This is a genomic window from Atlanticothrix silvestris CENA357 (genome assembly GCF_016056295.1).
In the GTDB taxonomy this organism is placed as follows: Bacteria; Cyanobacteriota; Cyanobacteriia; order Cyanobacteriales; family Nostocaceae; genus Atlanticothrix; species Atlanticothrix silvestris.
This window is the reverse complement of the sequence record NZ_JAECZB010000092.1, coordinates 75,239-101,833: the sequence shown is the minus strand read 5'-3', so window position 1 is coordinate 101,833 and position 26,595 is coordinate 75,239. Positions and strand designations below refer to the sequence as shown.

Below are 26,595 nucleotides of genomic sequence, written 5' to 3'. Positions count from 1 at the left end.
CATGAGAGATTGTTACACGTTCCAAAGTCGTTCTACACTGACTGGATATATTTTAAGTTTTAACGGCTCCTTGTAATGGACAACGATTCTGAATACATCAGGCAAGCTGAAGCCACTCGTGTGCGTGTACTCAGCGAAGCATTACCTTACATTCAACAATTTGCCGGTCGCACAGTTGTTGTGAAATATGGTGGTGCCGCAATGAAAGATAGCGCCCTCAAAGACAAAGTTATGCGGGATATTGTCTTTTTATCCTGCGTCGGCTTGCGTCCCATCCTCGTACACGGGGGTGGCCCAGAAATTAATAGTTGGTTAAATAAACTGGGAATCGAAGCCCAATTTAAGAATGGTCTGCGAGTTACCGATGCCCCTACAATGGATGTGGTAGAAATGGTGTTAGTAGGTCGAGTTAATAAAGAAATTGTTTCTTTGATTAGCCGGGCTGGAGGCTTGGCAGTGGGGCTTTGCGGTAAAGATGGGAATTTAATTACAGCCCGTCCCCAAGATCAAGAAGGCATCGGCTTTGTAGGGGAAGTCAGCAATGTAAATATCAAAATATTGGAAACCCTTTCTAGCAGCGGCTATATTCCGGTAGTGTCTAGCGTCGCCGCAGACGATCAAGGGCAAGCTTACAACATTAACGCCGATACCATAGCTGGTGAAATTGCTGCTGCACTGGGTGCAGAAAAGTTAATTTTACTGACTGACACACAAGGCATTTTAAAAGATTACAAAGATCCATCTACCTTGATTCCGAAAGTAGATATTCGTGAAGCTCGTGAACTGATTGCAAGTGGTGTAGTTAGTGGGGGGATGATTCCGAAAGTAAATTGTTGTGTGCGATCGCTTGCTCAAGGAGTCAGTGCAGCCCACATTATCGATGGTCGCATTCCCCACGCTCTGCTACTAGAGATCTTTACAGATGTTGGTATTGGAACTATGATTTCCGGTTCCCAGTTTGCCCAAAAACGGGAATGAATGAGGTAGGTGGGCTATTTACCCACCTAAAAATTTTTAAGGATAAGTCAAAATAATCCGCGATCGGTGCCTCAATGGTCTGCCATGTCTGGAATTATTGATAATCACTGGATTAACTAACGTTGAGTCACGAATTACGGGATTAATTAAGGTTGGATTAATTAGCGTCGAATTTCTCACTTTTTGCCTGACGCGTGGATAGGAATAAGCGGGGTAATTAGTGCGACTTGGCATTAATCCTGTTGCTGGATCTACAGGCATAGGAGTAGGAATGGGACTACCGTAAATAAATGAACCAACGGCCGGCGAATTGCTAACTCCAGAAGCGCCATTAATCCAGATTGCAGACTGGGCATAAACTGGATAGCTCATAGCTGCGATCGTTGCCAGAGTTATTCCTACTCCCAGACAAGTCAGTGGCGAATGCTTGATTTTTAGCATATTGTACTCACCTGGATTTAATAAACTGAATTTTTATGAGTTCCCTCTTAATTTTATTATTGCTCCAAGTGAGATTCGGGAGGGGTTTCTGTGCTTTCGATGTATTGGCTATCTAGGAGAAACGCTCCTTTTGCAAAGCGAATACCCCAATATCCTCCAGGACGGCGGTCAAGAACTATACCCTCTTCGCCAATACGAATCACATCTGGGGGACGTAGCATGGGCATGGGATCTGCTGTTTTGACGTAGGGCGGTAGTGCCACAACACGGACTTTACTACCAATGGCGAATTCGTTGGACATGCTAAAAGAGCTAAGAGTTTTGATTAACTCATAACTCATAACTCCTAACTTTTACTAGGGGATGATATTAATTCGTAATTTTGTAGTCTTGTTGAAGAAGAGAGAAAAGGAAAGGAGATAAAATTTTATCTTCTTTCCCACCTTCTGCAAGAAGTCTATTAATTTTTGACCAGGAAAAATAATGCTTGCACATCAGTTAAAGGTAAGTGCCAAAGCAACTCTGGTTCCCAAGTATCTGGATTCAGCTGTGAATGATGACCACGTTGATATGCTTGCCATAGTCTATTCCAGCTGAATTTTTGTCGATAATTTAAATTTTTATGGAGGACTCGCAACATTCCTAGAGCCAACATAATATGAAATATTGGAATTTAGGAGGGTGAGTCGCTTCTCACCCTGGCTTTTTTGATTAGCGGGTTTGTTGACGTTGTTGACGGCGCTGTCTCATATTCTCTTGAAGTTCTTTGAGTTTAGCCTGCTGTTCAGGAGTCAGGATAGCTTGCATTTGTTGTTTGGATGATTCTTTAATTTGTCGCATTTGGGTTTTTTGCGCTTCAGTCAGATTCAGTTCACCCCAACCTTTACGTGAACGTTGACCTTGACCTGCTTGACGTTGAGCTTTTGCAGCTGCCAACTTCGCTTTTTGTTCTGGAGTGAGAATTGCCTCCATCTTGGCGCGAGTGTCGTTGCGAATTGACTGCATTTGGGCTTTTTGTGTGTCCGTGAGTTCTAAGCTTTGCCAAAAGCCTCTTTCTTTTTTGGGAGTTTGTGCAACTATCAAAGGTGAAGAGGAGCCTGTTTGTGCTTTAACTGTAAAGGGGATTGCAGTTAAAGTTAAGGCAATCGCTCCAGCTATCAATGACAATGACTTAAGTTTCATTTATGACCTTGGTCTTTTTCCTGGTTGGATGTCACCATCATAGAAACTTACATCCAGCAAATACATGAGGAGAAAGTCATGGTTATACCCATGACTTTGGTCATGATTCAGTCTGGCAAAATCTGATTCATAATTATGCATAAATTACAGTAAATATATAAACCTGTGGGCAATGTTGATATATTACAGTAAAAAATTTTTACTTTGTTCTAATTGTTTCAGAATAAGGCTGTAATCATTCCAAGTCTAAAATTTAAATAGTATGAGCCGTCCAATTCAAATTACAAATCATCCTTTTCGGTTTCTGCTTTATTTGGAGTGGATATTATTAGCGATCGCTGTTTTTTCTGCCGTACTACCGCCTTCGCCTCGCTTTTCTCCCAAGTTTCCCGAACTTACGATTTGTAGCCTAATTCTATTTGGCTTAATGGGTTTAAGATTACCTACTAGTAACAAGTTTAGTAAAATAATTTACACAGCTAGTGAGATTTTATTAATTTTAGTAACTGGAATTTTTGGCGGAAGAACTGCTCGACTATTTCCATTCTTATATATAATTTTAGTCACTCGTAGTTGTTTAATTTTTAAGTTACCGGGACGTTTATTAGTTACAGGATTATCATTTATCTTCTTTTTGCTAACACTGCAACATCGGTTTCCAAGGTTTCCTCTACGGCCTCAAGACCAAGAGAAATTTCGGTTTTTTAGTTTTAGTTTAGCTTTATTATTTGGTTTAAGTTTAGTTTTTGTATTACTTTTGATGAATGCAGTATTATCGGAACGACAAAGTCGAGAAGAATTAGCGATCGCTCACGAAAAACTGCGGCAATATGCTTTGCGAATTGAAAATCAAGCTACCCTAGAAGAACGTAACCGCATTGCTCGTGAAATTCATGATTCATTAGGGCATTCTTTAACTGCTTTAAATCTTCAATTAGAAACTGCTCTCAAACTATCTCAATGTAACCCAGCTAAGTCCCACAGCTTCTTGATGCAAGCTAAAGAATTAGGCTCAAAAGCATTACAAGATGTGCGACAGTCTGTTTCAACGATGCGTTCTAATCCTTTACAAGAACAATCTTTGACTCAGGCAATTCGTTTATTAGCAGAAGATTTTCATCGTTCAAATAGCATTCTACCAATTTGTCAAATTAGCCTTGTTCATCCTCTAGCTGCGGAAGTTAACACTGCTATATACCGGATTATTCAAGAATCATTGACGAATATTTCTAAATATGCAGAAGCTACAGAAATTAAGCTAGATATTATGATGACTAAAGGTAGTTTATATTTGATGATTCAAGATAATGGTAGAGGTTTTGATCTCCAGCAAAATACTACTGGTTTTGGATTACAAAGTATGCGCGATCGCACTTTAGCTCTAGGAGGTAAGTTTAATATTAATAGTACTCCTGGTTCTGGTTGTCAAATTATAGTTGATATTCCTTTATCAAGGTTGCTCTGATGATTAAAGTGTTGCTTGTAGATGACCAAAGTTTAATTCGTCAAGGCTTGAAAGCATTATTAGAACTGGAAGCAGATTTAGAAATAGTAGGAGAGGCAGAGAATGGTGAAATTGCGATTAGTTTAGTAGCACAATTACAACCAGATGTAGTATTGCTAGATATCAGAATGCCTATCATGGATGGAGTTGCAGCTACGCGAGAAATTCAAAAGCGGTTTGCTGGAGTTAAAGTTTTAATCCTTACAACTTTTGATGATGATGAATATGTAACAGCAGCTTTAAAAAATGGGGCAATGGGGTATTTATTGAAAGATACACCATCAGAAGAATTAGCTTTTGCTATTCGTGCAGTTTATAAAGGATATACACAACTAGGGCCAGGAATCGTCAAAAAACTTTTGACTCAGTTTCCCAATATGACACCAACTCAGTTACCACCTGTGCCACCTAATTTAGCGGAACTGACTCCCAGAGAAAAAGAAGTTTTGCGGTTAATTGCTACAGGTGCTAATAACCGAGAAATTGCTCAACAATTATATATCTCTGAGGGGACAGTAAAGAACCATGTCACCAATATTTTAAATAGATTAAATTTGCGCGATCGCACTCAAGCTGCTATTATTGCAAATACGTTTTTATCTTATTTAGACAGCTAAAATTTCACTCATTAAATAATTCTAAACATTCCTTTTTTAAAACGCCTTTCGTCACTTTTATGTTTCTAGATGATTTAGCAATTATCTCTTCACAAGATAAATCAATTTGTGATTGCTTGATCGAAATCAAATCTTTAATTGAAGTACCATAGATAATTTCTGATATACCCGTCCAAACACAAGCTGTTGCACACATCGGGCAAGGCTCTCCAGTTGTGTATATGCTATAACCTTCTAAAGAAGGGTTTTTGAGTTTAGCTGTTAAACTGCGAATGACATTAATTTCTGCATGAGCAGATGGATCACTATCTCGCCTCACTGTATTATGAGCTAATGCAACCACGTCATTATCTTTAACAATCACTGCACCATAAGGCGCATCACCTTTTTTTGCTTCTGTCAATGCTAAATGCATAAAATATTCGTGGTTCATACTGTCTGAGTGTTGATAAGGATAATGGTTAAGAATATCGCATTTATAGTGTGATTTCTGCAAATGTATTCAAATTATTTCTGGTGAAATATGTTACTGAGCAGAGAACAAACAGAATTTTACTTACAAGACTTAGAAACACCAGTGGGTAAAGCGATTAATTTAGCAATTGCCGCTTTAGTTTTACTATCATCAGGAATTTTTGTAGCAGAAACCTATAATATTCCTGACAATGTTCGCTTTCAGTTGCATATAATTGATACCGCTATTTTTATAATTTTTGCATTAGAGTACGCACTCCGCTTTTGGAGTGCAGAAAATAAAATTAAGTATATTTTTATTTAGTTTTTATGCAATTATTGATTTAATCGCAATTTTGCCATTTTTATTGGGAATAGTAGATATCACATTTATTCGTTTACTGCGATGGTTCAGAATTTTAAGATTAATTAGATTTATAGATAATAGATTTTTATTTGCCAAAATTAATACTGAAGATGGTGTTATTTTTGCGCGAATACTGTTTACATTATTCGCCATAGTTTTTATATATTCTGGCTTAATTTATCAAGTTGAGCATCCGGTCAACCCGCAAAACTTTAGTACATTTTTAGATGCATTCTATTTTTCTGTAGTCACAATGACAACAGTAGGGTTTGGCGATGTAATCCCGATTTCTAAATTAGGCCGCCTGTTGACAGTATTGATGATTTTCACAGGCATTGCCTTAATTCCTTGGCAAGTGGGAGATTTAATTAAGCGGTTAGTCAAGACCGTCAATCAGGTAGAAACTGTTTGTTCGGGTTGCGGTTTGGCTTTCCATGATATCGATGCTGGGTTTTGTAAAAGATGTGGCAGTAAATTACCAATTCGTAATTCGTAATTCGTAATTGAGACGCACAGAAAAAATACTACTGCTCAAATTTAGATGAAATTAACCGCCGATGTACACCGATAGTATTATTTGTCAAATCCCGTAAGACCGGGGGTAAGGCTTGAGAAGTGTCCTGGCTTGATAGACATAAATGACGTTGACTACTACTCCGCCTCGTCGAATTGGGATCGTTGCGATCTCAGTTAAACTACTAAAGTGATTTCGATAGCTATCCATCAAGTCTTTTCTCTGATTAAACGGGTTGGTAGTGATATACAGCGCATCTTTTCCCAGCCATTGAGTGGCTGCTGACCAAAAAGCAAAGCCACGCAAATCTTTGCCAATATCAAAGCAAGTAATTGGGATGTTAATTAGGGGTTCAAGAGACATCGCAATTGGCCCACCGATGTAATAGCGATTGGTAAATATAAAACTAGATTTTTCTAAAGCTGTACTTAGAACAGGAGATGCAGCAAAGCCACGCCGCAGTTGTTGAATATCAATTAATTCTGTCGAGGGGTCATCTTTGGGAGGCAAAAAACCTCCCATAAGGGCGTATTGACTAGGTTTTTGCATTATTCCCGTTGTCACTTGCAATAAAGCAATTAGTAAGATAGTGGCAACCATAATTCCTGAACCTAAAAGCCATCGCCGCACCCAAAGTCGAGATTGCTTCTCCCAAATGATTGCTTGTTGTCCTAACAGCAAAGTTATCCCCCAAAACCCTGGCATCGACCAAGCTGGAAGAATTTGCCGATATCCTCCGATGAGAGTAAACCCTAAAATTACAGGTAAGGATACCCATAAAATCAAGAGAGAAGAATCATGTAAGAATTTATCCGATTTTAGAGATTTCTGGGAAAAAACTTGAACTGTTCGAGTTAGCGTCGATCGCAAACTTACCCACCAAAGTGGTAATCCTATGGTTGGGAACAGGTAAGCTACTCCAGCTAAACAAACTAATATCACATTTAGCAGATTGTAGCCGCTTCTTGGCACTGCTCGCTCTGATTGAAAGCGAAATGATACCCAATCATGCTGAATATTCCAAAACAAAATAGGGAAGATGGTGATTACAAATAAGCCTAAGCTTAGCCATGCCCAAGGGGAGCGAAAAACACAGCGATAACGTGGATTTGTTAAACAAAAACCAACTAGTCCTAGTCCTAAAATAAAACCGTGATATTTACTCAGACAGGCTAATCCAACTAAAACACCCAGAATTGCTAAGCGATAACTAGGGACGTAGGCATTAGATGAATTTGGCTGCCGAAAAAGTTCAGTAGTTGCACAAAATAAACTAGCTGACCAAAAAAACATCAATGGGCTGTCAGGTAGACTGAGTATACCAAAGCCGACTTGAAAAATCGGGCTAATGGTAGCGATCGCTAAAGTTATTGTGGCAGCCTGGGGAGAGAATAGTCTTTTGCTAATTAAATACAACAGTAATAAACTACCTGTGTGTGCAATCAGCGCTCCCATGCGAATCGTAAACTGAGATACAACTCCAGTCAACCAAGGGCCAAAACCAGTTGTCAGCGCTACCAGTACAGGATGATCGAAATAACTCCAGTCCAGATGCAAGCTATAAAGATAGTAATAAGCTTCATCAAAAGTAGGATAAAGCCAAAAAGCAACAAAAGCTCGAAACAGTAGTCCTCCAACCAACAAACAAAGCACTAATTGATTAGTTTTTTCAGTCAACCATTTCTGAGCTATTTGCATTTACTTGCATTCCTACCTTTTTAATTAAAATTTGCTGCTAAAAAAGCAAAATTTTACCGTGTATGTACAATAAATCATAATCGTAACAATACACATAAATGATTGTATCGGCTGACAATATGGCGGGAGTATCCCAGAACTTTAGATGTTTAAAACTTGTGAGATTGCCTTTAACAATGTTTCCGACTCAATTGGTTTGACTAAATGCATCTGATACCCGGCTGCAAGTGCCTGTTTTTGGTTCAATTCTCCGGCATAAGCAGTTAGAGCGATCGCCGGGATTTTTCCTCCTCGCTCTGCTGGCATGGCTCGAATTAAACGCATCAGCATATAGCCATCTATTCCTGGCATTCCTATATCACTTAACAATAAATCAACTGGAGATTTTGCCATTAATTCCAAAGCATCGCCTGCGGATGCAACTGTAATAACAGATGCACCAAACTCTTCTAGCATCATTAACAGAAATTCACCTGTATCTGTGTCATCATCTACAACTAAAATGCACAACCCTGTCAAATTCAAATAATTAGTTTGTTTGACAATATTTTTACTTGTCTGGAGCAGATTGGACATCAGCGGTAATCTGACTGTAAATGTTGCCCCCATTCCTTCCCCTAGACTTTCTGCTTTGACAGATCCACCATGCAATTCGGTAAGATTACGAGCAATAGCTAGTCCTAACCCCAGCCCTCCAAATTGTCGAGTTATTGTGCCATCAGCTTGACGAAAATAATCAAATACGTATGGTAAAAATTCTACACTAATGCCTTTGCCAGTATCTTGGACTTGAATTTCGGCAAACTTTTCAATACGTCCTAAGCGCACATTCACTTGCCCTCCTGGTGGTGTGAATTTGACTGCATTAGAAAGTAAATTCCATAAAATTTGTTGTAAGCGAGCTGCATCCCCTGCAACCATTCCGACATCTAACTCCAAGAAGGTGTGAATTTGAATATTTTTTGCCTCTACTACTAGCTGAACAGTTTCTAATGCCCCTTCTATGATGTTAATTAAATTGATAGGCTGAATATTTAAGGTTATTTTCCCTTGCTGAATGCGAGAAACATCCAGCAAGTCTTCAATCAGTTGAATTTGTAATTTAGCATTGCGCTCAATGGCTTCTAGCCCACGTATTAGTGTTGCTCCTTCAAAATTACGGCTTCTTAATAGCGTTGCCCAACCTAAAATAGGGTTCAGTGGAGTCCGCAATTCATGGGATAGGACTGCGAGGAATTGATCCTTAAGTCGGTTAGCCATTTCAGCTTCACTACGTGCAGTCTGCTCTAAAATCAGTAGATGTTCGCGCTCTACTTCCACTTGCTTGCGCTCAGTGATGTTTCTAAAAAAGATGCCTAGACCATCTTCAGCAGGATAGGCGTGGATTTCAAACCACTTGTTCAACGGTTCACATAATGCCTCAAAGTGGACAGATACTTTTTGTGCGATCGCGCGACGATATTCCCACTCATACTTTGTATCCTTAGCTTGAGGCCACTGTTCCCAAAAATTTGTTCCTAAAATATATTCTGGTTCTACTCCATTAATTTTTGCTGCTTGTCTATTAACATAAGTAATTTGCCAATCTCGATTGACAGCGATAAATGCATCCGTCATGCTTTCTAAAATATTGTCTAGCCGACTGCTAAGGGCTTGTTCGCGCTTTAGTAACTCGTCTTTGTCTTGATGAGATTCTTCGAGATGAGCGTTAGCCTCAACAAGTGAATCATTAAGTTGGATAAGTTTTTCAGATAATTCTGCGCGAGCTTGATATTCTCCTAATCGCACTCTTGCTACAGCTAATGTTACTTGAATTCTGGCTCTTTCTGTAATGGCAGTTCCTACCAGCAACCCGACAGCACACTGCACTAATAAACTCAGTTTGTGAACGTGTAAAACTTCTGGTTGGACTGGGAACCTTGGCAAGGACATAGCATTGGGATAGACAACCAAGTAAAAGAACAGTGTTACCAGTACGCAAACACTAGAAGTCAACATCCCGCTAGTGACACCAAAGCGAGTTGCAGCCCAGATAACGGGCACAAAGCTCAAAAATGATAATTGTTGGAACTTAAAATTTGATTGGTAAGTTTCCGAAACAGTGAGAATTGCTGTGGCTACACACAACAGTAGTATTGCGCTTACTTCTATTAAAAGCCGACGAGAGGTGGGGAAACTAAGACAGTTAGATGAAGAGTTTGATGGTTCTGAATTAGTTAACCAACCCCAAAATTGCAAATGCGGTGTGAGGACTAAAAGGGCAGTAGGGGTAATTGCCATAATTCCTATAGCATTACCCAACCACCAATGAGGAATGTTTTGAGTCAAACTAGAAGCAGACATGTTGCCTATGGCTACCCAAGTCAAACTACCAACCGTAGCTAAGGTAGCTGAAGCTACTAAAGGCACACTCATAGTAAAAAAATTAGCATCTCTAAGGTTATTTAGTGTGAGGGAACCTCGCCAGAGACGACGGTAGAGTAACCAAGCTATTAAAGGTTCAATAACATCGACGAAACCAACCATTCGCTCCCAGCTATGCAATCCCCAAAACGGTGCCATAAGGAACGATGCCAACCCTGTCAAAATAATACCAGAGCGACCAAACCAAAAAGTCAGGGCGATCGCCACACCTGATGGAGGAAACCATAGAGATACTCCCGGCTGAACTTGGTAAATCAGCGCCATCCCATGAGCCATGATTAGGGCTATTAGCCCCACTAATAAGATAATTAGCGATCGCTGCATAGATGCAATTTTACTAAAGATACAATTAAGAGAGTGCAATAAAGATTTGTAAACTAAAAGAATGTTGGATACAGAGCCTATTGTAGGCAATATTTCTGTAGAGAAAATTTACCCTGGTGGCAGTGACCCTCATTGTTTCGATTGGCAAGAAGCATGGTATCCCGTCCACTACGTTGAAGATTTAGATAAATCAAAACCAACTCCTTTGACAGTGTTGGGCAAAGACATTGTAATTTGGTGGGATAGGCAAGCAAAATCCTGGAAGATATTTTTAGACCAGTGTCCTCATCGCTTAGCACCACTCTCAGAAGGTAGAATTAACAACGATGGGTTATTAGAGTGTCCATACCACGGCTGGTCATTCTCTGGAGATGGTAGTTGCCAGCGTATTCCTCAGCAACCTATAGGTGGAACAGCAGAAACTTCTTTACGAGCATGTGCAGTATTATTACCTACATCTGAACGGCAAGGATTACTGTTTGTTTATGTCGGCAACCCAGAAAATGCTGCAAAAACAACAGTTCCTATTATTGAGCCTTTAGAAGAATCGCCTGATGGCTGGGTTGTCATTAATACATTTAGAGATGTACCTTACGATGCACTGACACTTTTAGAAAATATACTTGACCCCAGTCATGTAGCTTTCACACATCACCAAACTGTAGGAAATAGGGCCAATGCAACTGCTTTAGGACTAGAAGTAATTGAATCTGGAAAACATGGATTCAAAGGCATTTGGCAGCAAGGTATAAAACCAGGACAGTCGGGAGAACTATCGACAACTTTTGTCGCTCCTTGTTTAATGTGGCATGATATCAACTCTGAACGGGGCAGAATTTTAACTGTTGTTTATGCAACGCCAATTCGTAAAGGTGAATGTCGTTTATTTGCTCGTTTTCCTTTCAAATTCCCCTCTAAACTTCCGGGGCTATTTATTAAGTTGAGACCACGCTGGTACTATCACATTGGACAAAACGGTGTTTTAGAAGATGATCAAATTTTCCTCCACTATCAAGAACGTTATTTAGCAGCCAAAGGAGGTAGCCCTAACTTTGCTAAGGCTTTCTATTTACCTACAAAAGCAGATAGTTTTGTTTTTGAATTGCACCAATGGGTTAACCAATACAATGCTGAACCATTTCCAGGAGAAAGTTTACCACCAATATTACCTAAAAATAAGCTGCTAGAAAGGTATAACTCACATACAAGAAATTGTGCCAGTTGTAGAGCTGCACTTGCTAAAATTCAACAATTGAGGTTTTGGTGTGGAACTATAGCAGTAGTTGCTTTGATCAGCACTCCAATTTTGGCATTCTTGTTCCATACAACGTCCCTTTTATTAGTGGTGATTGAAACATTAACACCTCTGACCTTCGGGATTGCATGGTTGGGGTTGAGTAGGCTTCAAAAACAGTTCTATGATGGACGACCTATACCGTTGCGTAATCTGCCAGAACAAAATTAAAATCTCATGTGGTTTGAGAATTTATGCCCCAATACGATCCAATTAAGCCAAAAAACCTCCTGTAGAGACGCGATAAATCGCGTCTGATAAGACGAATTATCTATACCAATAACCTTTAACCCAAGCGTATTGATTTATGCCCAAGTTTATGTAATAATTTTTGAATTTTAAAATCCTCAAATCAAATTCATAGAAGATTCAAATCATTAATGTTTGAGTGAAAAACTTGGGCTTAAAGCGGAGGATGTTCAAAGAGCAATAAAGATAGAAAGAAATCTATGATGAAAATTGATACCCAAGTAGTAACTACTGCTTTTGTTGCTGACTCTCCGACTTCTTTAGCTCCTCCTTTGGTAGTTAAACCCCAACTACAGCCGATAACAGCAACTAAAGCTCCAAAAATAAACCCTTTTAACACAACAATAGACAAATCTGATGGATCTAAAAAATCTCTGACTGACTCTAAAAATGTCTCTGGAAGAATTTTGTAAAATTGTGCTGCGGCAAAAACGCCGCCAACGAGTCCCATAAGTAAAGCAAAAATCATCATTATTGGCATCATCATACAGCAAGCAATTACTCTAGGAAGTACTAGGTAATCAATTGGATCTGTTTTGAGCATATAAAGTGCATCAATTTGCTCTGTAACCCGCATTGCACCTATTTCTGCCGCAAAAGCAGAGCCTACTTGCCCAGCAATAATACTAGCAGTCAAAATTGGTGCTAATTCTCTGCAAAAAGCTAAAGCAAAAGCACCTCCCACAGCACTGACAGCACCAAATCTGACTAGTTCTCTAGCCGTCTGAATAGTAAAAATCATCCCTGCAAAAACATTGACTAGGAGAACTGGAGAAATAGAACCTGGCCCCACAGTCACCATGTGTTCTAAAATTTTGTGTGAGCAAGTTTTCCCTTGCAGTAAATGTAGCCAGACTTGACCAAAGAGTAGCACTGCGGCAAAACAGCGTACTATCCACAATTGTTCTAAATTTCCTTTTGGTTGCAATTTTACCGCCCTTGAGACTGAATGTTTTGTACCTTAACTTCACTTAGGTACACTTTGGGAAACTCTAGAAGTTTTCTCTAAAATTTCAGGCTGTAGCGAAAAAATATTCTTATTTTCCAAATTTTTTGCTACTTTTTTGTTTGTAAAGTTTATGTTGACTCTTGGCAATATTTTTGGACGTTTCCTCTAGGGAAAGACTCCTGGTGTTCTGAGAATTTTTTGCTGAGAAGCGGTCAAGTTGGGATAATCATCAAGATTATAGTAGTATCTAGCCCATGCAGATGAGTAAGGGGAATATTTGTAAAATAATGTCTGGCGATCGCCTAATCCCCGCCACGGGAGAGTACCATGAGTTAAAGCCTCAGTAAATATAATGGCGCTACCTGCTTTAACAGAAATTGCCTGTACGCACTCACAGGGAAATTCTAAATTTTTCCATTTCTGCGGTAGAGGTAGATTGCTCTTGTGACTACCAGGAATGCAGCCAAATCCTCCATCACCAGGATGCACATCATTTAGCTCGTAGGCGACAGTGGTCAAGCCATTATACATCCTGCCATTTTGGAATAAATAATACTGGCAGGGATCGTAGGGAGTTCCGCCTCCGTGTAGGTGAGCGCCAATAGGCCCAATACCTTGACGAATGATGTGAATATAGTCATGATCCAGGCGAAACTGTTCTCCCAATAACTCAGATAAATAAGGTGTAATCTGCGGATGATCGATTAGTTCTTGATAAGGCTTGCCCCAAGATAGCAGACCATCAAAACGTAAAAATGTCGCTCCTGGATGATCTTGGAGTTCAATTTGCTGATCCAAAAGTGCCTGAATTGCTTTAATTTGCTCACTATTCAGAACATTCTCGATAATTAAGAATCCTTGTAGGTCAAACAGATAGCGTTCAAACTCAGTCATGATAGTTATCGCTTGATGAAAGTAGACAATTGGGAACCTTCGACTAGTTACTAACTAGTTCAAAAGGCAACAATTGCAATATCTACGCAACTTTATCAAGAAAATAATGTTTTTTAAAAATCAATAAAAAACCTCGGTTGGCAGCCGAGGTTTAAGGGAGAAGTACGAATGACAATGAGATTAAGCGATACCGAGGGAAAAATTTACATCCTAGCTAACACCCAAGGCAACTAAAACTAGTGCCGTAATGAACAAAGTAGCAACTGCACCTAGAAAAGCATAGTGGCGTTGCTGCTCAGTGTCAGGATAGGCCGCATAGTAAAGTTGGGGTTCAGTAGCGTAGTTATTTAAAATACCTTCTTCGTTAGTGGTTGTATACATAATGCTTTGCTGGTTTTTATTAACTTATGTAACTTAATTTAACAAAATTGTTACAATTCGTCAATATGACTTGACACGAAATAGTAAATGAGTCTAATAAAAATTACTTATCTCAGATAACATCTTGTGAATAGCTAGCGATCGCTAATTAATTCCTACTTTTTATACCAATCCCTAAAAATCTTTATAAGTACTTGCTATGTCATCCTTGACACCATCCATTAGGAGTAATTTTTAACTGGTGTCAGTTAATAAACTGTCACGCATTAAATGTTCAATTTTGTCCCAAAAGAGATATTGTTAATAATGCAAGGAGTGATACCATCTCACTTAATGTTTGTTACAAGTTATTCTCGTAATGCTTTTCGTTAGAAGTGTATTGCAGATTTCAAATGTTACATCAAGTCAGTGATTTGGTATAGAGTTATACGAAAAAGCACTTGAGTGGGCAAAACCTCAGGTGCTTTTTCGTCCCTCTAAACAACTTTGTATCCTATAAAGAAGAGTTAATATAGGCTCTAAAAACCTTGATTTTATAGTGTTCCACGTCAATCAAAGTTTGTAGATGCTGCTGTAGGTTTCCGCAGGTGATAAATTTATCCTCAACTCAGTTTCAATTTCCGAAACGACACAGACAAAAACTGTAGAGAGAGGTTAAGTTAACTGTTAATCACAAGCCGCACTTGAGCAGCGATGGTAAAAGAATTAGCAATTTCTACCCGTGGACTAACTAAACAATTTGAACGGCACATTGCCGTTAACGATGTTGATTTAGAGATCCAAGTGGGTGAAGTATACGGACTGATTGGGCCGAATGGCGCGGGTAAAACAACTCTCATCCGCATGTTGGCAGCAGCTGAAGAACCAACTACGGGTGAGATTTATATTAATGGCGATCGGTTACGTCGTGACAAAAGTAACACGACTCTCAAGCGTCGCCTTGGCTACTTACCCGACGACTATCCCTTATATGAGGATTTAACAGTATGGGATTACCTAGATTACTTTGCGCGTCTGTATCGCTTGCGAGAACCACGCCGTACTCAACGCCTGCATGAAGTTTTAGAACTTATACAACTCGGTAATAAACGTCATAGTTTAATTTCTACTTTGTCGCGGGGGATGAAACAGCGCTTAAGTTTAGCGCGAACTATTATCCATGAACCAATTTTACTGCTACTAGATGAGCCAGTGTCAGGACTTGACCCCATCGCCAGGATGCAGTTTCGAGAAATCATCAAGGCATTGCAAGAAGCCGGGATGACAATCTTGATTTCCTCCCATGTTCTTAGCGACTTAGCGGAACTTTGTACTTCCGTAGGAATTATGGAACTTGGTTTTTTGGTAGAAAGTGCTTCCCTAAAACAACTTTACCAGCGTCTTTCTCGCCAGCAAATTTTGTTATCAACCCTAGGAAATCTAGAAACGCTTTTAAGCGAACTAAAACATCATCCTTTGGTGGAAGAGTGGGAAGTAATACCCACAAAAAATAGTGTGCGGATCAACTTTTCTGGCAAAGAAGAAGATAGCGCTGAATTATTGCGATCGCTGATTACATCTGGCATTACCGTAAGCGATTTTCACTGTACTCAAGAAGATCTAGAAACTATTTTCTTGAAGTTAGGACACAAACAAGCATCTTAATAAGTCAATAATTTCCACTTTCCCTCTTTGGAGATTTTTTCTATGATGGTCAATTTAATAGACAAAATTGGCGACTGGAACCCGCAATTATTACGGGAACTCAAAGGTCGCCTCAAGGCTTTTAATGTTTTAGTTGCCGTCGTCATTTCATTAGTTGCTCAACTGGGAATTTTTTTATATCAGTTTGGTGATTTCCCCAGTGGAAAATACTCAATGTCTGGGCCATATTGTAACTTGAGTTCAGGTTATTTACAGCAACAAAACTCAGTTTCTCAGCTAATTAATCAAGTTCAGCAGAAAATTAATTTATATAGTGGTAATAAAAATTATGACTTGGCAAAGCTGCAAGAACTGAAAACACAATTGAGGTCTTTGAATTTAGAATCAACTAATCTTAATAAAATTTTATATCAGCAATATTGCCCTTCAGAACAAATAAATATGCCATTGTGGTGGCAAGATCACTGGAGATACATATTTTTAAGCCTGAGTGTGATGTTTGTATTCACGCTATTAGTTGCTGGAGTTTATTTATTAATCAATAACTTAGCTCAAGAAGAACGTCGCGGTACACTGAATTTTATCCGCTTGAGTCCACAGTCAGAAGTGAGTATTTTGACTGGCAAAATGCTAGGAGTGCCGATTGTTATTTATCTCATAGTTTTAGCAGCATTACCTTTGCATTTATGGGCTGGAATTTCTGCCAAAATTGCCTTAAGTGCGATCTTTAGTTTTTATATAGTTCTGGTTGCTAGCTGTACTTTCTTTTATAGTGCTGCACTACTATTTGGTTTAATTAGTCATTGGGTTAGTGGGTTTCAACCTTGGATAGCTAGTGGTGCAGTTTTAATATTTTTGTCCATAACCATGAACTTAGCATCGGATAACTTGAACTTCTACAATGCAGCTACTTTTTTGAGGCTACTAAGTCCCTTTGACATGATGAGTTATCTGTTTGGAAACTTGTTTCGTCAATATAATCAATCATCATTAAATGAATTACAGTTTTTCTATTTACCGCTAGGTAAAAATATTATTGGTCTGATTGGCTTACATTTATTTAATTATGGTGTGGGAATTTATTGGACTTGGCAAGCATTGAAGCGTCGCTTCCGTAATCCAGATGCAGCAATTTTCAGCAAAGGTCAAAGTTATTTATTAGTAGCTTGTTGTCAAGTGATGTTTTGGGGATTCACACTACAATATCACAAAAATTATTGTCTTTCTAATAGAACTGTAAACTCTGCTAATTGTTATTACGATTTAAATAAACAGATAGAAGACAATTTTGTTTTTATCGCACTATTTAATTTAGTGTTAATATTAGCTTTACTAATAGTTTTGTCACCTCACCGTCAAGACATCCAAGATTGGGCGCGATATCAATACCAAAAAATTTCTAGTCGTTCTTGGTGGAGAAATTTGATTTTGGCTGACAAAAGTCCTGCATTAGTCGCAATGGGAATTAATCTGGCGATCGCAACTACACCATTAGTAGTTTGGATTATACTTGCACCCATTTTGAACATTCACCATAACGACAGCATTGATTGGGTTAATGACATTGGGAGAATGAAAGCGATTTTAGCAGTGGCTTTATTTATTAGCTTAATGATGATTTACGCCACCTTAGCCCAGCTAATACTGTTAATGAAAACTCCTAAGCGTTCTGCTTTGGCAATTGCTACTATAGGTGCATTGCTATTCTTACCAGCAATGTTTCTTCAACTATTAGGTGTTGCACCCAATAAAAATTCCATTGCGTGGCTGTTTTCGACTTTTCCTTGGGCTGGTATTGAACACTCCGCAGCCACAACGGTTTTTATGGCACTTTTAGCCGAGTTAAGTGTTTTTGCATTATTAAATTTCCAATTGACAAAGCAGGTTAAGTTAGCAGGAGAGTCTGCAACAAAAGCATTATTGACAGGAAATTAGTCAGATCCCCGACTTCTCAAAGAAGTCGGGGATCCGAACCCCTGGATTCCCTAAATACTAATTTTAGAGAGTGATAACTATGAAGCCTAATTGGATGAATTTACTAGGAGATTGGAACCCTCAACTGTTGCGAGAATTTAAAGGGCGACTGAAAACCCGCAATCTCATATTGTCAACTGCTATCTCGCTGCTGGGTCAATTTGTAGTATTCATGTATTTTCAAACCCAGCTACCAACCAAGACCAATCTTTTATATAATTACTCCCACAGATATTGCACAGGTAAGTCTCTATATGATGCAAAAAAATGCCTAGGTGATGAATTCGGTAACGTTATTATTAACTGGCAATTGTGGTCTTTAGATGCATTTACATTGCTGAGTATCATTGGTTGCTTTACGCTTTTAGTTGCAGGTACTTATTTACTTATCAGCGATTTAGCTAATGAAGAACGGCATGATACACTCAATTTTATTCGCCTTAGCCCTCAATCACCCCATAGCATTTTATGGGGAAAAATGTTAGGTGTTCCTATACTCTTGTATGCTGCGGTATTGGTCGCAGTTCCTCTGCATTTGTGGTTAGGGTTAGTTGCCAATATTCCCCTGATGATGATTTTAAGTTTCTACGCGATCGCGATCGCTGCTAGTCTTTTCTACTATAGTGGAGCATTATTATTTGGGTTAGTTGGTTCTTGGTTGGGCAGTTTTCAAGCTTGGTTGGGAAGTAGTGCTGTTTTAGGCTTTCTCATGTTCACTAAGCAAGCAATAGTCCCTGACGTATCAGCTAATACTCCATTTGTTGTATTGAGGTTGATGAACCCCTATTACTTAATTCCCCACCCTGAAGTTAGTTCTATATTTGCACCAAATAATCCCAATTTTATTAACTTTCATTGGTTTGGTATACCACTAGGATCGGTTTTTTTTATTACAGTTTGCTTTGCTATTTTGGTTTACTTCATAGGAGCATACTTTATCTGGCAATCTTTGCAGCGTTGCTTTCGTGATCCTAATGCTACTATGTTGAGCAAAAAGCAAAGTTATTTATTAACTACTTGTTTTACAGTTATTACTCTAGGATGCGCGAATTGGCAAAAATTAAATGTGGGTAGTTATTATAGCTCACACACGATATTTGAAAATTTGGCGTGCTTATTGTTTTTGAATTTGTGGCTATTTTTATATCTAATTGCTGCACTCAATCCTCATCGTCAAATACTACAAGATTGGGCACGTTACAGACATATTTATAACTACAAGGCAGGGCATCGCAGCAATTTAATCAGGGATTTAATTTGGGGTGAAAAAAGTCCGGGGACTTTAGCGATCGCAATTAATGCCATGATTGCTATTACCTGTTTAAGTGTGTTTATTTTAATTTCTGGGATCAATACAGGTAATGAAATTAAAGCTTTTACATCTCTATTCTTCTGTGGTAGTTTAGCTGTAATCTATGCAGTCATTGCTCAACTACTATTGTTAATGAAAAATCAGCATCGCCTATTTTGGGCTACTGGTGCAGTTGGTGCAGCAATTGTATTACCAGTAATAATTTTAGCGATGTTGTTTTCTAATCCTGGAAACAACTCTTTTCTGTGGCTATTTTCGGTAGCTGCGCCGCTTATTGCTTTGTACCCTTCAGGCGAATATACATCAACAATGGCTCCTTTTTTAGCAATTCTGGGTCACTGTGGTATTTTGGGTTTATTGGTATTTCAGCTAACACGGAAACTAAGAAAAGTCGGAGAGTCTGCAACTAAAGCACTACTAGTAGAAAATTAGGAAAACCTATACAGCGTATTTCACGTAAATGAAGTACACGGGTAGGGGCACAACATGTTGTGTCCCTACTCATTTAATTTAGTTCAGGTGATAAATTTAAGGTTAGGTTATAGCTTTGGTGAGTTACTCAGAAAGAATTTTTAAGAACTCTTCTGGCAAGATTCCTGGTACTGAAGAAGCTACAAAATCGGATATATTTCGTGTTACGATTATTTCTAACCTTGCAGCCATTGCTGCTGCACTTGTTACCGCATCTTCAAAATCTTTAATTGGACTTTGCAAAGCTTGGTGAATTACTTCATCGTTAACGCTAGCAATGTGAATGTGTTGTAATAAGTTTTCTATTAATTTACGTGCTGCTTCGCTACCAATTTGGCGGCGTAAAATATAGAAAATATTTGTAATGGCGTGTCCTGAAACAAAGCCTTGCACCTGTTTTGTGATGACTGTATTTAATGCTTGCGCTGAGGTGACAACAAAAGGTTGACGCTGTGCTAAGATATCAAGCAAAACATCGCTGTCAAATAATACCCGTTTCAACTATATTTCCCCTCTAGATAATTAACATAACTTTCTTCAGTATTTTCTGATTCTAAGCTAATTACACCTATGAAACTTTGAGTCCAGGGGTCAAGTTCAGATAAAGATTCTAAGGTTTGGTTAGGAGAAATAGAAGGTAAAGTTTGTTCTTTTTCTGTTACCATCACTTGCATTAAGGTGATGGCTTGACGCAAAACTTCACTTTTATTTGTACCTATTTTCTTGGCTAGTTCTTCTAGGATGTGATTTAGTTCTGGTGATAACTCTAAGGTGAGGTGAATCTTTTCAGGTGTATCAGTCATAGTTCTATTTCTATGTCATCTCTTATTTACATAATAGCTGCTGATATTAAGGTGGGTGAGGCGCACCAGTTAATCTGGTAAATACATTCATTTATATTTTTTAATTTATGCAATAATATATGCTTGTGTTATGAGAAAGTCTCCGTTGTAATGTCGTAGTTAGGGATACCTTTATGAACACAAACATAATATTTTTTGACTAGCGATTTTAGATATAAATTTATTTTCTAGTGAATATTCAATTTCTTACCCTCTCCACACATAGAATATTTAAGATTTTAGTATATGTTGTTACCTAAAAACTAATACCTAATAGCCCTCCCTCTTCACTTTCATCTGTAAGTTTAAGTCTCACAAAAGAATCAAAATTAAAATCAAGTGGAAACTCTGAGCGTGGAACCATATCTGAATTTAATGTACAGATATATTGAAAACCAAGTCTTCTGGACTCTATATCAGCTAGTTGTAAAGCAAGAGCCACTTGTCTCTCATCCACACCATCGAAAATTGTACTGTCATGAATTAATATACGCGGTGAAGGGTCACGCTCTGACCAAAGTTGCGCCAACATTAAGTCATAACAAAATATTTTCATCTTATCAATCCCTTCACTACCATCACGTCTAATTTCTACTCGGAAACTAAAGCCATTGCTTCCTACATCAATAACAAGTGTTCCTGGAACGTCGTAAAGAAATCTAGAGTTAATGCTGAATAGATTAATAGCACGTTCTGCTTGCTCATTCCGTTCTCCATAGTCACGACGTGCGCGTTGTAGTAACTGTTCTTTTTCAATTTTTAAGGTACTTTTTTGCTCCTCAAATTGTTTTAATTCTTCGATGCGTTTATTAATTTCATTGAGATTAGCTACATCATCAAGATAAATTTCTTGTAGCATTGTGTATTCTTCTAAAGCTCCATGCGTCTTTAGCACTTCCAAAAGTTCGGCACGCTCATTAGTTTTCTCTCTAATAAAACTTTCTCTAGAGGATATTTGCTTTCTAATACGTTGAATTTCACTTACTAAAAACTCCCTACGATTCTCTATTAGTCTGCGATGAAATAGTTCTACTTCTTCTAGTCTTCTAATTACTAAACCTGGTAACTCAACACCTGCATTTTCATATATACGAACAACCTGATCTGGTCTGGGTTCATCCTCCGAGTCAAGACTAGATTGATAAAACTCCAGTAATTTATTTTCAATAATTTTTTTATTTGTTACTTCGTGAATTTGTGAGGTTAAACGGTTAGCAGTTGCCTCTAATTCATGGTATTGGGACGCTACCCTAAAATTGTTAAGAGTTTCTTTTCTTTCACGTAATTGTGCTTCTACTTGAACCTTTAAAGCTTCAAGCTCACCTAGAGAACCAAAAATTGCAATTGCAACTCCAGGTTCTGTATCTTTTTTAAGTTTTTTAATATCTGCGATTAATTTCTGTTTATCTTTTAAAAGTTGTAAATCTCTTGCCTCTTCCCAAGCAAGACCTAATAAAAAAGCATTATTAACTTGCTTATCCCATCCAGGTTGCTTTGGATGATGCTCGAATGGTGTAGAAAATGCATCTCTTCCCCGACGGATAAAGTAAGAAATTAGTCCTCTAAAAGTAGGTTTATATTTTTTAGCTTCATTATCACTAGTTAATCCAAATGTTAGATTTCCCAAAACAGTCTTCCAATCTTCCAAACTGAGAACTTTTTGATCTTCTTGTTCTCTTGGCTGAATAGGCCAGTTAGCAGTATCTCCATGAATTACTACCTGAGACCTATCGTCAGTATTTCTTGTAACAGTGATAATTTGATTTGCAAGTGTAAGCTCTAAACTAAAAGCCCAACCACGAAGAGTTCTAGAACCAAGCCCTTTGGCAGTTGGAATCGTGCCTCCAAGACAAAAGTGAATAATTTCAATGAGAGTAGATTTACCCAATCCATTACGAGAATCTCTTCTGCCAGAGTCTTCTGTACGATCTGCTAAAACTACGTTAAAGCCAGGTCTAAACTCTACTGTTTTGAATGATGCATGATTACAACGAACAGCATGAATCATCAGTGACACCTATGAAGTAATCCTGCATTCATCTCAATTGCTCCTATAGCGTATAGGAGATCAAGAGTTAAAACAAAACGTTCAAATGTGGCAACTTCTGGCATGGTAGCAACAGCACTCCAAAGTGATGAAACTGTTCTTGGTTGGTACAATTGTTCTAATATTTTAGCACCTACCCCTAATAGAGAGTGACTGGTAGAAATATGTTTTGTAGGAAGAATCATCGCTCGAACACCTCGCACTTCTCAAAGAGATAGTACAGCACTGCTAAACCAGCAGCTCGTAGGTCATAATCTAGACTACGATTGCAAGAAAACTCATGCAAAGCATCCAATAGAGCATTTCCCTTTAATCCTGTTGCTCGAAGATTGTGGTACTCTCTAGCAAATCCTGCCTTTAGTTTTTCTGGAAAATCAGGAATTACATTAACCATATTCTCAACAAATTTGCCAACCATTCTTGCTTGGATAACACCGCTCGTCAGTCTAGATTGAGCAGAGCCAGTCAGTTCGTTTTTAGACATTTTGATAACTACTGGAACAACAGTATAGCTTTCATCAAATTCTACGGGCATACTAAGGATTCCGTTAGTCACCATATCCAACTCTCTAAATGTAATGTTTGCCATTGCATTAACAAGTAAATTTTGCTCTTGTTGAGAATTTGATAAAGAATCAAGATCGTTTCTATATTCCTTAATTCTACCTTTTACTTCCTTAATCTGCTTTTTTAATTTTGTTTTTGGTTGTACTTCTTGAGTAAGGCGTAAATCATCTTCTAACTCCTTGAGTAGCATATATTCTTCATCTATATGTTCTTTTAAATCTTGTTTTCGTTGCTGATGCAAATCCACAATTACTCTCCTTTAAATCGCATCATCAACGCTTGCAAAGCAGCTTTTAAATTTATTCCTGTTCCTAGTTCTAATTCACCTTCATAGTCCAAAATAAAAGGAATAATAGGTATACCAACTTTCAATCTGTGTTTGACATCTAATTCAGGGGCATTGATTACTTCCGCTAAGGCTGCTTGGCTAGGAGGTAAAGCAGTACCGTTTTGTTGTAATATAGTTAAATTTTGCTGTATTCCTTGTAAAATAAGCTGCATTTCTCTCTCTGGTATTTGGTCAGTTTCTATTGCATCTAAAACAGTAGAAATCATAACCATTTGAGATTGATCTAATTGTTCGGTTATGGCTGCAATTATGTTCTGTTCACCAGCGTTATAACGAGCTAATAGTCCTTGACGCAAGTGATTAATGTTTTCATAGATAGCCTTCTGCCCAGCAGATAATCTATTTAATCTGGTGTTCATTTGTTGCAACTCGATAGCTACATTCTGCATTTGTACATTTGATACACCAGTTATCTGCGCTCGCAGTTCATCGTATTCATTCTGATAACGATTAGCCGATTCGCGCAATTGCTTAATTTCTCTTGTGTACTTAGCCTTACGACGTGGATCATCTTCATACCGCAAGAAATCTTCATACTCTTTGAGTAAATCCTGGTCTTGTTTAATGTTGTCTTCTAAATGTTGGAGTCTCAGATTGAAATTTGAAGCCATCATTGTCTAAGAGTTATTACGCTATTTTAAGTATGAAAAATACTGTAGCACTTGAGACGTAAAAATAGGAAAATCCTGAATTATCATAGTCAAATTCAAGAATAATCTCAGTATTTAAAATGTAAAAAATCCCTACCCTCTTTTAAAATGGGCAGGGATATAATATATCAATTACATAGAATATTAATGCACTAACTCGATCGCGCGCTTAGTCAAAGCTTCCGCAGTCAAACCGTTAAAAGCCATCAACTCGCCTGCACTGGCTGTAGTTTCCCCACGCTTCCAAGCAAAGGTATCTCGCTTACAGTTACTGCGTAACATAATTGGTTCTAACATCGCTGCTGCACCACCAGTTACACCAATTAATGCATGACCATCAAATAATTCTGCAAATTTGGCATCATCCATAAAACCGCCATCGGGTTCAGAACAAGTATCCCATGCAGTATCATCAGGACGATATAAACGGCGAGGATTAATAATAGAAACTATCTTTACACCAATGCCTTCAGTTTCTAAAAAAGCAGCCGCTTCAAATACTGGCATTAATGTCATATCGCCAATCACTGCAAATACAACTTGCCGATCCCCAGCAACTTCTTGCAACAAAACTGCACCATCACGCAGCCCTTTACGAGTTTGTTCTAAGGTAGTACGAATTGGTAAAGGTGACTTACTTGCAGTAATGACAATTCCCTTATTCTTAGTTGTCAATGCCCAATCATAACAAGCTTGAATACTGTTAGCATCGGGGGGAAATAATGGAAAGACATTGCCATTTCTCATTAATGAAGCAAAGTAAGCTTCAATTTCTGGACGTTGGTGAGTCCAACCGTTACGTCCTTGTTCTAAAGCCCCAGCAGTAAATAAAGTAATTGTTGAAGGTGTAGGACGGCGTAATTCTGCCATTGCTTGAACCACAGTTTGCCAAATTGGTAAACCGTTGACAGCAAAAGATTCGTAAGAACACCACAGAGTTCTCGCACCCATTAGCGCCAAACCAGCGGCTAAACCTGCACAAGCATCTTCACTCAATGGTTCGTAAACTTGTCCGCCTGGGGCTTGGTTATATAAGTCGTCAGTTGTAGGGTGAATAATTTTGAGTGCTTGGTTGATGTTGGCAATTCCCGATGCTTCGTTACCGTCGGCGTTGGTAACTAAGAAGTTACTATCTTTTTTGCCTACAATTCCTACCAATCTTCCCATCGCTGTTGTGGAAACTTTAGGATCACCACCTATGGCGTATTCTTCTAACGGTAATTCGCCTAAGTCTGGCAATGATAGTTCAAATTCTGTAACCACAGTCTTCGCCGCCGGGCCACCACCAGCGCGTTCTGCATTAGTCCGCACTAGTTCCCAAGCTTCTAACGACAAAGCGCGTCCTTGCAATGCACTGATGATGTGAGGAGCATCCAGCGTATCTTTAGGATAGAGGTTGTGAGATTTGGAACCCCGCGCGTGAACTCCTGCACCTTTGAGTTGTTTAATAATAAAAACAGTAAGTTTGCCGTTAAGGGCAGAATGGGCTGCTTTATCTATACCAACCAGTACAGCTTTGGTAAAGGCTAGCCGTTGTTCAAAAGAAAAGGCGGTACTATCAACGTAATCTCCTGGTTGGTTTTGATCATCAAAGTCTTTGGCATCCACTAATATGACTTCCGCAAAACCGTTACCTTGCCAGTATGCTTTCATCTGTTCATTAGTTTTCAGAGAAACCATGCTGTGATGTTCTTGGCTAAAACCATTCCACACCAGCACTGGCAAAAAGTTGGTAGCATCGGGATAAGCAGTGTTGAAATGTGCGATCGCACTCACAATATAAGGTTCACCCAATCCACCATCACCAATGGTAAAGGGGAATAACTTATCTTTGTGTAGCAGTGCAGCTGCCATTGCAAAGTGTTGTCCTTGTCCCAATGGCCCCGCAGGTGCAAGAATACCAGGTATGTAACCAGAAAGATGTCCTAAAAGACCGTGCTTTTCGCGGAAGCGATCGCGCAATTGCTGGACTGTAAAAATTCCCATATCCTCTAAAGAGCGATCGAGGAACATGGCACTATAGAATCCGGGGGCGTGGTGTCCGACTTCCGTGATAATGTTCTTATGTCCCAGCATGACAAGACCTGCATAAGCTTCTGCTTGGCTGGCAAATCCGCCTGGATGTCCAGAGGCCTTACTACCAGTGACTTGTAACGTTAGGTAGCGGAGGGCATCGGCAGCAAGCAAAGTTTGATACACAGCAGCAGGGTCTGCGGCATCTGCGATCGCTACTTTACCCGACTCTATAGCAGGTGTTGCTCCATAAGTTGCAAAATTTGGTAACGCTTCACCAAAATATTGAATGCCTTGACAAAAATTAGGAAGCGCTGAAGATGCTTTTGAAGTCATTGCTGTCATGCTGAGTACCTTATAAGAATAGGAGAAATTGTAGATGCTCGTTGAATTTAACAAAAATTTTACATCTTTCGGGTTGTAACGGTTTATTGCTTTTTTGCAACGTCAGCATAAG

Annotated in this window: 24 protein-coding genes and 1 pseudogene; 8 read left to right on the top strand and 17 right to left on the bottom strand. The window is 38.8% G+C overall.

Features of this window, described 5'->3' with window-relative positions; all coding sequences use genetic code 11:
• Nucleotides 1-75 precede the first annotated feature (75 nt).
• Entirely contained in the window at nucleotides 76-978 is a 903-nt protein-coding gene (argB, locus tag I8751_RS22600; protein WP_214441341.1) for an acetylglutamate kinase, read from the top strand.
• A 36-nt stretch (nucleotides 979-1,014) separates the two neighbouring features.
• On the opposite strand, the gene I8751_RS22595 is transcribed toward argB, so the two are convergent.
• The 4 genes from I8751_RS22595 to I8751_RS22580 form a co-directional block, all read right to left on the bottom strand.
• Nucleotides 1,015-1,419, bottom strand: coding sequence for a hypothetical protein (locus I8751_RS22595; protein ID WP_214441340.1), 405 nt, complete (start codon nucleotides 1,417-1,419; stop codon nucleotides 1,015-1,017).
• A 56-nt stretch (nucleotides 1,420-1,475) separates the two neighbouring features.
• Entirely contained in the window at nucleotides 1,476-1,721 is a 246-nt protein-coding gene (gene sipA / locus I8751_RS22590; RefSeq protein WP_214441339.1) for a regulatory protein SipA, read from the bottom strand.
• Nucleotides 1,722-1,879: 158 nt separating this feature from the next.
• On the bottom strand, nucleotides 1,880-2,059 hold the full coding sequence (locus I8751_RS22585) for a hypothetical protein (protein ID WP_214441338.1): 180 nt from the start codon (nucleotides 2,057-2,059) through the stop codon (nucleotides 1,880-1,882).
• Between the two features lie 71 nt (nucleotides 2,060-2,130).
• On the bottom strand, nucleotides 2,131-2,601 hold the full coding sequence (locus I8751_RS22580) for a Spy/CpxP family protein refolding chaperone (RefSeq protein ID WP_214441337.1): 471 nt from the start codon (nucleotides 2,599-2,601) through the stop codon (nucleotides 2,131-2,133).
• Nucleotides 2,602-2,863: 262 nt separating this feature from the next.
• Here I8751_RS22580 and I8751_RS22575 point away from each other — a divergent pair, with 262 nt between their 5' ends.
• Complete coding sequence (locus I8751_RS22575) at nucleotides 2,864-4,066, top strand: sensor histidine kinase (RefSeq protein ID WP_214441336.1); 1,203 nt, start codon at nucleotides 2,864-2,866, stop codon at nucleotides 4,064-4,066.
• The gene (locus I8751_RS22570) at nucleotides 4,066-4,722 is read left to right on the top strand and encodes a response regulator (RefSeq protein WP_214441335.1); all 657 of its coding nucleotides are present in this window, start codon (nucleotides 4,066-4,068) and stop codon (nucleotides 4,720-4,722) included. Before I8751_RS22575 ends, I8751_RS22570 begins: the two co-directional genes overlap by 1 nt.
• Before the next feature lie 4 nt (nucleotides 4,723-4,726).
• On the opposite strand, the gene I8751_RS22565 is transcribed toward I8751_RS22570, so the two are convergent.
• A complete protein-coding gene (locus I8751_RS22565) occupies nucleotides 4,727-5,155 on the bottom strand; it encodes a nucleoside deaminase (RefSeq protein WP_214441334.1) in 429 nt (142 codons plus the stop codon).
• 90 nt (nucleotides 5,156-5,245) lie between these two features.
• Here I8751_RS22565 and I8751_RS22560 point away from each other — a divergent pair.
• A pseudogene (locus tag I8751_RS22560) lies at nucleotides 5,246-6,038 on the top strand (ion transporter).
• A gap of 84 nt (nucleotides 6,039-6,122) precedes the next feature.
• On the opposite strand, the gene I8751_RS22555 reads toward I8751_RS22560, so the two are convergent.
• Nucleotides 6,123-7,754, bottom strand: coding sequence for an ArnT family glycosyltransferase (locus I8751_RS22555; protein ID WP_214441333.1), 1,632 nt, complete (start codon nucleotides 7,752-7,754; stop codon nucleotides 6,123-6,125).
• Nucleotides 7,755-7,895: 141 nt separating this feature from the next.
• Complete coding sequence (locus I8751_RS22550; protein WP_214441332.1) at nucleotides 7,896-10,502, bottom strand: MASE1 domain-containing protein; 2,607 nt, start codon at nucleotides 10,500-10,502, stop codon at nucleotides 7,896-7,898.
• A 61-nt stretch (nucleotides 10,503-10,563) separates the two neighbouring features.
• On the opposite strand from I8751_RS22550, the gene I8751_RS22545 reads away from it, so the two are divergent.
• Nucleotides 10,564-11,967, top strand: a complete 1,404-nt coding sequence (locus tag I8751_RS22545; protein WP_214441331.1) for an aromatic ring-hydroxylating dioxygenase subunit alpha — start codon at nucleotides 10,564-10,566, stop codon at nucleotides 11,965-11,967.
• A 232-nt stretch (nucleotides 11,968-12,199) separates the two neighbouring features.
• Here the strand turns inward: I8751_RS22545 and I8751_RS22540 are convergent, their stop codons facing one another.
• The 3 genes from I8751_RS22540 to psb34 all read right to left on the bottom strand — a co-directional run bounded on the left by I8751_RS22540 (nucleotide 12,200) and on the right by psb34 (nucleotide 14,269).
• Nucleotides 12,200-12,973: an MlaE family ABC transporter permease gene (locus I8751_RS22540; RefSeq protein ID WP_214441330.1), complete on the bottom strand. Its 774-nt coding sequence runs from the start codon at nucleotides 12,971-12,973 to the stop codon at nucleotides 12,200-12,202.
• A gap of 186 nt (nucleotides 12,974-13,159) precedes the next feature.
• Entirely contained in the window at nucleotides 13,160-13,888 is a 729-nt protein-coding gene (locus I8751_RS22535) for a phytanoyl-CoA dioxygenase family protein (protein ID WP_214441329.1), read from the bottom strand.
• Between the two features lie 210 nt (nucleotides 13,889-14,098).
• A complete protein-coding gene (gene psb34, locus I8751_RS22530; RefSeq protein WP_214441328.1) occupies nucleotides 14,099-14,269 on the bottom strand; it encodes a photosystem II assembly protein Psb34 in 171 nt (56 codons plus the stop codon).
• A gap of 693 nt (nucleotides 14,270-14,962) precedes the next feature.
• On the opposite strand from psb34, the gene I8751_RS22525 reads away from it, so the two are divergent.
• The 3 genes from I8751_RS22525 (at nucleotide 14,963) to I8751_RS22515 (ending at nucleotide 19,631) form a co-directional block, all read left to right on the top strand.
• Complete coding sequence (locus I8751_RS22525) at nucleotides 14,963-15,913, top strand: ABC transporter ATP-binding protein (protein ID WP_214441327.1); 951 nt, start codon at nucleotides 14,963-14,965, stop codon at nucleotides 15,911-15,913.
• Nucleotides 15,914-15,955: 42 nt separating this feature from the next.
• A complete protein-coding gene (locus tag I8751_RS22520; protein ID WP_214441326.1) occupies nucleotides 15,956-17,848 on the top strand; it encodes an ABC transporter permease subunit in 1,893 nt (630 codons plus the stop codon).
• A gap of 79 nt (nucleotides 17,849-17,927) precedes the next feature.
• Nucleotides 17,928-19,631 (top strand): hypothetical protein, encoded by a 1,704-nt coding sequence (locus tag I8751_RS22515; protein WP_214441325.1) that lies wholly within the window; start codon nucleotides 17,928-17,930, stop codon nucleotides 19,629-19,631.
• Nucleotides 19,632-19,754: 123 nt separating this feature from the next.
• Here the strand turns inward: I8751_RS22515 and I8751_RS22510 are convergent, their stop codons facing one another.
• The 7 genes from I8751_RS22510 to I8751_RS22480 form a co-directional block, all read right to left on the bottom strand.
• Nucleotides 19,755-20,171 (bottom strand): PIN domain-containing protein, encoded by a 417-nt coding sequence (locus tag I8751_RS22510; RefSeq protein ID WP_214441324.1) that lies wholly within the window; start codon nucleotides 20,169-20,171, stop codon nucleotides 19,755-19,757.
• The gene (locus I8751_RS22505; protein ID WP_214441323.1) at nucleotides 20,168-20,473 is read right to left on the bottom strand and encodes a ribbon-helix-helix protein, CopG family; all 306 of its coding nucleotides are present in this window, start codon (nucleotides 20,471-20,473) and stop codon (nucleotides 20,168-20,170) included. Before I8751_RS22505 ends, I8751_RS22510 begins: the two co-directional genes overlap by 4 nt.
• 295 nt (nucleotides 20,474-20,768) lie before the next feature.
• Nucleotides 20,769-22,520 carry an ABC-three component system protein gene (locus tag I8751_RS22500; protein WP_214441322.1) on the bottom strand — a complete coding sequence of 584 codons (1,752 nt, stop codon included), beginning with the start codon at nucleotides 22,518-22,520 and terminating at the stop codon, nucleotides 20,769-20,771.
• A complete protein-coding gene (locus I8751_RS22495) occupies nucleotides 22,520-22,744 on the bottom strand; it encodes an ABC-three component system middle component 6 (protein ID WP_214441321.1) in 225 nt (74 codons plus the stop codon). The genes I8751_RS22500 and I8751_RS22495 overlap by 1 nt, the downstream gene beginning before the upstream one ends.
• Nucleotides 22,741-23,373 (bottom strand): hypothetical protein, encoded by a 633-nt coding sequence (locus I8751_RS22490; protein WP_214441320.1) that lies wholly within the window; start codon nucleotides 23,371-23,373, stop codon nucleotides 22,741-22,743. The genes I8751_RS22495 and I8751_RS22490 overlap by 4 nt, the downstream gene beginning before the upstream one ends.
• Before the next feature lie 2 nt (nucleotides 23,374-23,375).
• Entirely contained in the window at nucleotides 23,376-24,089 is a 714-nt protein-coding gene (locus tag I8751_RS22485; RefSeq protein WP_214441319.1) for a hypothetical protein, read from the bottom strand.
• A 180-nt stretch (nucleotides 24,090-24,269) separates the two neighbouring features.
• Nucleotides 24,270-26,483 (bottom strand): phosphoketolase family protein, encoded by a 2,214-nt coding sequence (locus I8751_RS22480; protein ID WP_214441318.1) that lies wholly within the window; start codon nucleotides 26,481-26,483, stop codon nucleotides 24,270-24,272.
• Between the last annotated feature and the right edge of the window lie 112 nt (nucleotides 26,484-26,595).

What these genes read in the sequence shown, in the direction of transcription:
- argB (WP_214441341.1), top strand. Translation starts at nt 76, where the DNA reads ATGGACAACGATTCTGAATACATCAGGCAAGCTGAAGCCACTCGTGTG.
- I8751_RS22595 (WP_214441340.1), bottom strand. Translation starts at nt 1,419, where the DNA reads ATGCTAAAAATCAAGCATTCGCCACTGACTTGTCTGGGAGTAGGAATA.
- sipA (WP_214441339.1), bottom strand. Translation starts at nt 1,721, where the DNA reads ATGTCCAACGAATTCGCCATTGGTAGTAAAGTCCGTGTTGTGGCACTA.
- I8751_RS22585 (WP_214441338.1), bottom strand. Translation starts at nt 2,059, where the DNA reads ATGTTGCGAGTCCTCCATAAAAATTTAAATTATCGACAAAAATTCAGC.
- I8751_RS22580 (WP_214441337.1), bottom strand. Translation starts at nt 2,601, where the DNA reads ATGAAACTTAAGTCATTGTCATTGATAGCTGGAGCGATTGCCTTAACT.
- I8751_RS22575 (WP_214441336.1), top strand. Translation starts at nt 2,864, where the DNA reads ATGAGCCGTCCAATTCAAATTACAAATCATCCTTTTCGGTTTCTGCTT.
- I8751_RS22570 (WP_214441335.1), top strand. Translation starts at nt 4,066, where the DNA reads ATGATTAAAGTGTTGCTTGTAGATGACCAAAGTTTAATTCGTCAAGGC.
- I8751_RS22565 (WP_214441334.1), bottom strand. Translation starts at nt 5,155, where the DNA reads ATGAACCACGAATATTTTATGCATTTAGCATTGACAGAAGCAAAAAAA.
- I8751_RS22555 (WP_214441333.1), bottom strand. Translation starts at nt 7,754, where the DNA reads ATGCAAATAGCTCAGAAATGGTTGACTGAAAAAACTAATCAATTAGTG.
- I8751_RS22550 (WP_214441332.1), bottom strand. Translation starts at nt 10,502, where the DNA reads ATGCAGCGATCGCTAATTATCTTATTAGTGGGGCTAATAGCCCTAATC.
- I8751_RS22545 (WP_214441331.1), top strand. Translation starts at nt 10,564, where the DNA reads ATGTTGGATACAGAGCCTATTGTAGGCAATATTTCTGTAGAGAAAATT.
- I8751_RS22535 (WP_214441329.1), bottom strand. Translation starts at nt 13,888, where the DNA reads ATGACTGAGTTTGAACGCTATCTGTTTGACCTACAAGGATTCTTAATT.
- psb34 (WP_214441328.1), bottom strand. Translation starts at nt 14,269, where the DNA reads ATGTATACAACCACTAACGAAGAAGGTATTTTAAATAACTACGCTACT.
- I8751_RS22525 (WP_214441327.1), top strand. Translation starts at nt 14,963, where the DNA reads ATGGTAAAAGAATTAGCAATTTCTACCCGTGGACTAACTAAACAATTT.
- I8751_RS22520 (WP_214441326.1), top strand. Translation starts at nt 15,956, where the DNA reads ATGATGGTCAATTTAATAGACAAAATTGGCGACTGGAACCCGCAATTA.
- I8751_RS22515 (WP_214441325.1), top strand. Translation starts at nt 17,928, where the DNA reads ATGAAGCCTAATTGGATGAATTTACTAGGAGATTGGAACCCTCAACTG.
- I8751_RS22505 (WP_214441323.1), bottom strand. Translation starts at nt 20,473, where the DNA reads ATGACTGATACACCTGAAAAGATTCACCTCACCTTAGAGTTATCACCA.
- I8751_RS22500 (WP_214441322.1), bottom strand. Translation starts at nt 22,520, where the DNA reads ATGATTCATGCTGTTCGTTGTAATCATGCATCATTCAAAACAGTAGAG.
- I8751_RS22495 (WP_214441321.1), bottom strand. Translation starts at nt 22,744, where the DNA reads ATGATTCTTCCTACAAAACATATTTCTACCAGTCACTCTCTATTAGGG.
- I8751_RS22485 (WP_214441319.1), bottom strand. Translation starts at nt 24,089, where the DNA reads ATGATGGCTTCAAATTTCAATCTGAGACTCCAACATTTAGAAGACAAC.
- I8751_RS22480 (WP_214441318.1), bottom strand. Translation starts at nt 26,483, where the DNA reads ATGACAGCAATGACTTCAAAAGCATCTTCAGCGCTTCCTAATTTTTGT.